Genomic DNA, 4475 nt, shown 5'->3' with positions numbered 1-4475 from the left:
CCCGCGACCTGGTGCTCAATATCGTGAACTTTTCCAAACCGGTGATCTCGGCGATCCGCGGACCCGCGGTGGGCGCGGGCCTGGTGGTGGCGCTGCTATCCGACATCTCGGTGGCCGGGCGGGGCGCGCGCATCATCGACGGGCACACCAAACTCGGAGTGGCTGCCGGTGACCACGCCGCGATCTGCTGGCCGTTGCTGGTGGGCATGGCCAAGGCGAAGTACTATCTGCTGACCTGCGAGCCGCTCTCCGGCGAGGAGGCCGAGCGGATCGGGCTGGTCTCGATCTGCGTCGACGACGACGACGTGGTTGCCACCGCGAACCGCATCGCCGGCACGCTGGCGCACGGCGCGCAGGACGCGATCCGCTTCACTAAGCACAGCCTCAACTATTGGTACCGGGCATTCGCGCCAGCCTTCGAAACCGCGCTCGGGCTGGAGTTCATCAGCTTCGACGGCCCCGATGTCCGCGAAGGCCTGGCCGCGATACAGGAGAAACGCAAGCCGCGGTTCACCACCGACACCACCGCCACAGCCGACATCGCCGACCCGTGAGCGCCCCCCTCTCGCGCTCACGGGTCTAGCGCACGGTTTCCAGTCGGGTCAGCCGGGGTTTGCCGGGGTCAGCCGGTGTCGGCGGGTCTAACGGCACTACGCAGCGGGCGATTTCGCTGGATAGAACGCTTGCCGATAACATGCCTCTCCGGGTAGTCGCTATGCACAACTACGAATTGTAGTAGATAAGCGGTTTTCGGGCAAGGACCACAACCGGAATTGTCCGCGGCGTCCGCCGGTCACCCGGTCGGGCATGCTTGACCGCATGACAGTAGACGACGTACTGCAGTCGATCCCGCCGGTGCTGGTCTACCTCGTCGTCGGGGCGGTGGTCGGGATGGAGAGCCTGGGTATGCCGCTGCCGGGCGAGGTCATGCTGGTCGGCGCGGCGCTGCTGTCGTCGCGGCAGGACCTGGCTGTGCACCCGGTCGGGGTCGGTGCGGCGGCAGTGGTCGGGGCGGTGATCGGCGACTCGATTGGCTATTCGATTGGCCGCCGGTTCGGCATGCCGCTCTTCGACCGGCTAGGCCGACGGTTCCCCAAGCACTTCGGCCCCGGACACGTCGCATTCGCCGAACGGCTGTTCGCTCGCTGGGGAACCGGGGCGGTGTTCTTCGGCCGGTTCATCGCGCTGCTGCGGATCCTGGCCGGCCCGCTGGCCGGGGCGCTGAAGATGAGGTATCCGCACTTTCTGGCCGCCAACGTCTCCGGGGCGGTGTGCTGGGCCAGCGGTACCACGGCGGCGGTCTACTTCGCCGGGCTGGCCGCCGAACATTGGCTCACCCGGTTCTCTTGGATCGCACTGGTCGTCGCGGTGGTGGCCGGCATCGTCGGCACCATCGCGCTGCGCGGACGCATCGGCCGCGCGATCGCCGACCTGGATGCACAGCACCACCGCGAATCCGACCCGATCGGGTGAACCCGACTCGCCGTAACCGTTGTCGAACTCGGGTTGCCGGAGCAAGGTGGAGGGTGACCCGCGGCGCCGCCGGGGCGCCGCCTCGAGTAGACGGAGGCGAACATGCACGCACGCTCCTCCACCATTTACGCGCACCCGTCGTTCATCGATGACGGGGTCGCTCACATCCGCGACGTGGTGATGCCCACCCTCGCCGACACGGACGGATGCGCCGGGCTGTCCATGCTCATCGACCGTGACCGCGGCAGGTGCATCGTCACCTCGTCGTGGCGCGACGAGGAGGCCCTGCGGGCCAGTGAGGCTGTGGCCCAGGGGCTGCGCGACCGCGCGACCGAAATCTTCCACGCCACCGCCGCAGTGTCCCGCTGGGAGATCGGCGTGCTGCACCGTGATCACCCCGCCCGCCGACGGGCCGTGGTGCGCGCCACCTGGTTGCGGACCGACCCCGCAGTCCTGGATCGGACGGTGGACACCTACAAGCTGGCCCTGCTGCCGAAGATGGAGGATCTCGACGGTTTCTGCAGCGCAAGCCTGCTGGTGGACCGGGCATCCGGCCGGGCGGTGTCGTCGACGAGCTTCGACGACTGGGCGGCGATGCTAGCGAGCCGCGAAGCCGATCAGGCGATCTGGGCCAAGGCCGTCAACGACACCGGCGCACAGGTCGTGGAGGTCGGCGAGTTCGACCTTGCCATCGCGAACTTGAACGCACCCGAGAGGGTTTGAGCGGCAATGCTTTAGCCGAGTTTGAGCCCTGCGTTAGCCCTTGAAGGGCAGCAGCGTGTTGAGGCGGTTGATTTCCTGGCGTAAGTCGTGCAGCGCGGCGGTGCCCTTGGCGGTCTGCACCAGAGCCGTGATGGCGCCCTGGTCCGAGGGGATGTGCCTCAGGGCCTCGTAGGCGGCGCGGACCGCGGTCAGCGTGCGCTCGATCTGGTCAGCGGTCGGCGTTGATTCGCTTTCCTGGGTCATAGCGTAGGAGCCTAGCGCCCGCGAACTGTTGACGGCGGCTGGAAGTCCCACCTCGTGGTCTCGACTGGGATCGAAACGCAGCGTGTTCATGGGCGACCCTAGCTTCGCCCTACGACAAGCAATCCTCAAACACATCAAAGTGCACTCAAGTACACCCAAGCTGCAACAGTTGCCAACCCCATGGTGTGTGCACCCCGGCGCAAGGGGCGAACCCAGAGGGCGACTGAATCGCCCTGGGTCTGATGGAGGCTCGATTCATTGGATTGCGGCCAGGGGTTGGCCGGTCCGTGTGTCAGCGTAGAACGCGTCCTCGAACTCCGCGGGCGGTAGGTCGCCGAGGTATCCGTGCAACCGGGTGGTGTTGTGCCAGTGCACCCAGCTGAGGGTGGCCAGTTCGACGTCTTCGACCGTCTTCCACGGTCCGGGTCGGGTGGGTCCGTAGATGAGCTCGGCTTTGTAGTAGCCGTTGACGGTCTCGGCCAGGGCGTTGTCGTAGCTGTCGCCGACGGTGCCGATGGAGGGTACGGCGCCGATCTCAGCGAGGCGCTCGGTGTAGCGAATCGAGGTGAACTGCGATCCGGCATCGGAGTGGCATCGCAAGCCCGCCAACGTGATTCCGCGCGACCAGCGCGCCATCTCGATGGCGTCGAGCACCATGGTGGTGCGCATGTTCGCCGCCACCCGCCAGCCGACGATCATCCGGCTGAACGCGTCGATGATGAAGCACACGTAGGCCACCCCGGCCCAGGTGGCCACGAACGTCAGATCGGTGACCCATAGCTGGTTGGGGGCCTCGGCGGTGAAGTTCCGCTTGACCAGGTCCGGGTGGCGTTCGGCGGCTTCGTCGGGTCGGGTGGTGCGGACCTTCTTGCCGCGGCGCACCCCGTGGATGCCTTCGGCGCGCATCAGCCGCGCCACCTGATCGCGGCCGATGTCGTGGCCGGCCCGGCGGGCGGCTTTCCACAGCTTGCGGGCGCCGTAGACGCTGTAGTTGTCTTTCCAGAGCTTGACCAAGATGGGCCGCATCACCGCGTCTCGGCGGGCTCGGGCCGACGCGGTGCGGGCCTTGGCCGCGTAGTAGGTGCTCGGGGCCACCGACACCCCTGTGCTGCGCAGGACGGTGCAGATGGGCTCGACCCCGAACTCCTCCCGGTTGGCGTCGATGAAGTCGACTATTTCTTGTGTTGGCGGTCGAGCTCCGCCCCGAAGAAACTCGCTGCTCGTTTCAGTATTTCGTTGGCGCGCCTGAGTTCTCGATTTTCCTGTTCGAGTGCCTTCATGCGCCGTGCCTCGATGGTCGACACCCCGGCCTGATAGCCGTCATCGATGTCGGCCTGACGCATCCAGGTCCGCACCGACTCGACTCCATAGCCGAGCTGATCGGCTACCCGGGCGATGACGCCGTGGTCGCTGCCCAACTCCGCGCGCAATGCCCGAACCATCCGTACCGCCCCGGCCTTCTGCTCGGCACTGTAACGGCGACTCGTCGGCTTGGCCGACGATGACGGTTTCTTCGACATAGCTCCATCCTCGATTCCAAGGTCTGAAGCCTCCAGCATTTCCAGGGCGATTCATTCAGGAATGACCTGCATTTCCTCTGTGGTCTCGACTGGGATCGAACCAGCGACCTTCCGCGTGTGAGGCGGACGCTCTCCCGCTGAGCTACGAGACCAACGAACGACGTCGAAACTAACACGGCGAGCGGATCCAGGGAGAATGGGCGAGCCAGGCTGCCACTATGCCGATCCGCACAGCGAATATCTTGAGGTTCGTCACGTCAAAGGGAGCGTGTTGATCTGGCGGTAGCCGGGCTGCCCCGAGGGGCTACGCGCTCAAAATAGCTGAGGCACCACCGCGGCCACGCGCTCAAAGTAGGTGAGGCACGCCGAATATTTGTGCAGGCCCGCTGGGATGAACTATCGTCATGCTTCGCACCGGATGACGATCTCGTCCGTTGCGCGCGGATGTAGCGCAGTTGGTAGCGCATCACCTTGCCAAGGTGAGGGTCGCGGGTTCGAATCCCGTCATCCGCTCGA

5 protein-coding genes, 2 tRNA genes and 1 other annotated feature are annotated in these 4475 nt (G+C 66.0%); of the genes, 4 read left to right on the top strand and 3 right to left on the bottom strand.

From position 1 onward, the window contains the following. The 3 genes from AC2VOP_RS18325 to AC2VOP_RS18315 all read left to right on the top strand — a co-directional run. Positions 1 to 554, top strand: a 554-nt coding sequence (locus tag AC2VOP_RS18325) for an enoyl-CoA hydratase/isomerase family protein (RefSeq protein WP_486962284.1), incomplete at its 5' end; no start/stop codon positions are given. Between the two features lie 265 nt (positions 555 to 819). After that, entirely contained in the window at positions 820 to 1473 is a 654-nt protein-coding gene (locus AC2VOP_RS18320) for a DedA family protein (RefSeq protein WP_486962283.1), read from the top strand. Between the two features lie 102 nt (positions 1474 to 1575). Further along, a complete protein-coding gene (locus AC2VOP_RS18315; RefSeq protein WP_486962282.1) occupies positions 1576 to 2196 on the top strand; it encodes an antibiotic biosynthesis monooxygenase in 621 nt (206 codons plus the stop codon). Positions 2197 to 2229: 33 nt separating this feature from the next. Here the strand turns inward: AC2VOP_RS18315 and AC2VOP_RS18310 are convergent, their stop codons facing one another. The 3 genes from AC2VOP_RS18310 to AC2VOP_RS18300 all read right to left on the bottom strand — a co-directional run bounded on the left by AC2VOP_RS18310 (position 2230) and on the right by AC2VOP_RS18300 (position 4111). After that, on the bottom strand, positions 2230 to 2439 hold the full coding sequence (locus AC2VOP_RS18310; protein WP_486962281.1) for a hypothetical protein: 210 nt from the start codon (positions 2437 to 2439) through the stop codon (positions 2230 to 2232). Positions 2440 to 2694: 255 nt separating this feature from the next. After that, positions 2695 to 3959 (bottom strand): IS3 family transposase gene (locus tag AC2VOP_RS18305; protein WP_486962280.1). Its coding sequence is split into 2 segments (ribosomal slippage): positions 2695 to 3653 and positions 3653 to 3959, totalling 1266 coding nucleotides; the frame shifts between segments, so codons are not numbered across the junction. Continuing rightward, positions 3526 to 3657: a sequence feature (AL1L pseudoknot), on the bottom strand. It overlaps the preceding gene by 132 nt. A gap of 80 nt (positions 3960 to 4039) precedes the next feature. Continuing rightward, a tRNA-Val gene (locus tag AC2VOP_RS18300) sits at positions 4040 to 4111 on the bottom strand. Positions 4112 to 4399: 288 nt separating this feature from the next. On the opposite strand from AC2VOP_RS18300, the gene AC2VOP_RS18295 reads away from it, so the two are divergent. Further along, positions 4400 to 4472, top strand: a tRNA-Gly gene (locus AC2VOP_RS18295). The last annotated feature ends 3 nt before the right edge of the window (positions 4473 to 4475 follow it).

It is taken from the genome of Mycobacterium sp. TH-M106 (assembly GCF_057473765.1).
The sequence above is the reverse complement of the archived record's forward strand: the minus strand, read 5'-3'. Positions and strand labels throughout refer to the sequence as shown.

Bases quoted from the DNA above. Each gene is read 5' to 3' on its own strand.
- AC2VOP_RS18310 (WP_486962281.1), bottom strand. From the start codon at position 2,439: ATGACCCAGGAAAGCGAATCAACGCCGACCGCTGACCAGATCGAGCGC.
- AC2VOP_RS18315 (WP_486962282.1), top strand. From the start codon at position 1,576: ATGCACGCACGCTCCTCCACCATTTACGCGCACCCGTCGTTCATCGAT.
- AC2VOP_RS18320 (WP_486962283.1), top strand. From the start codon at position 820: ATGACAGTAGACGACGTACTGCAGTCGATCCCGCCGGTGCTGGTCTAC.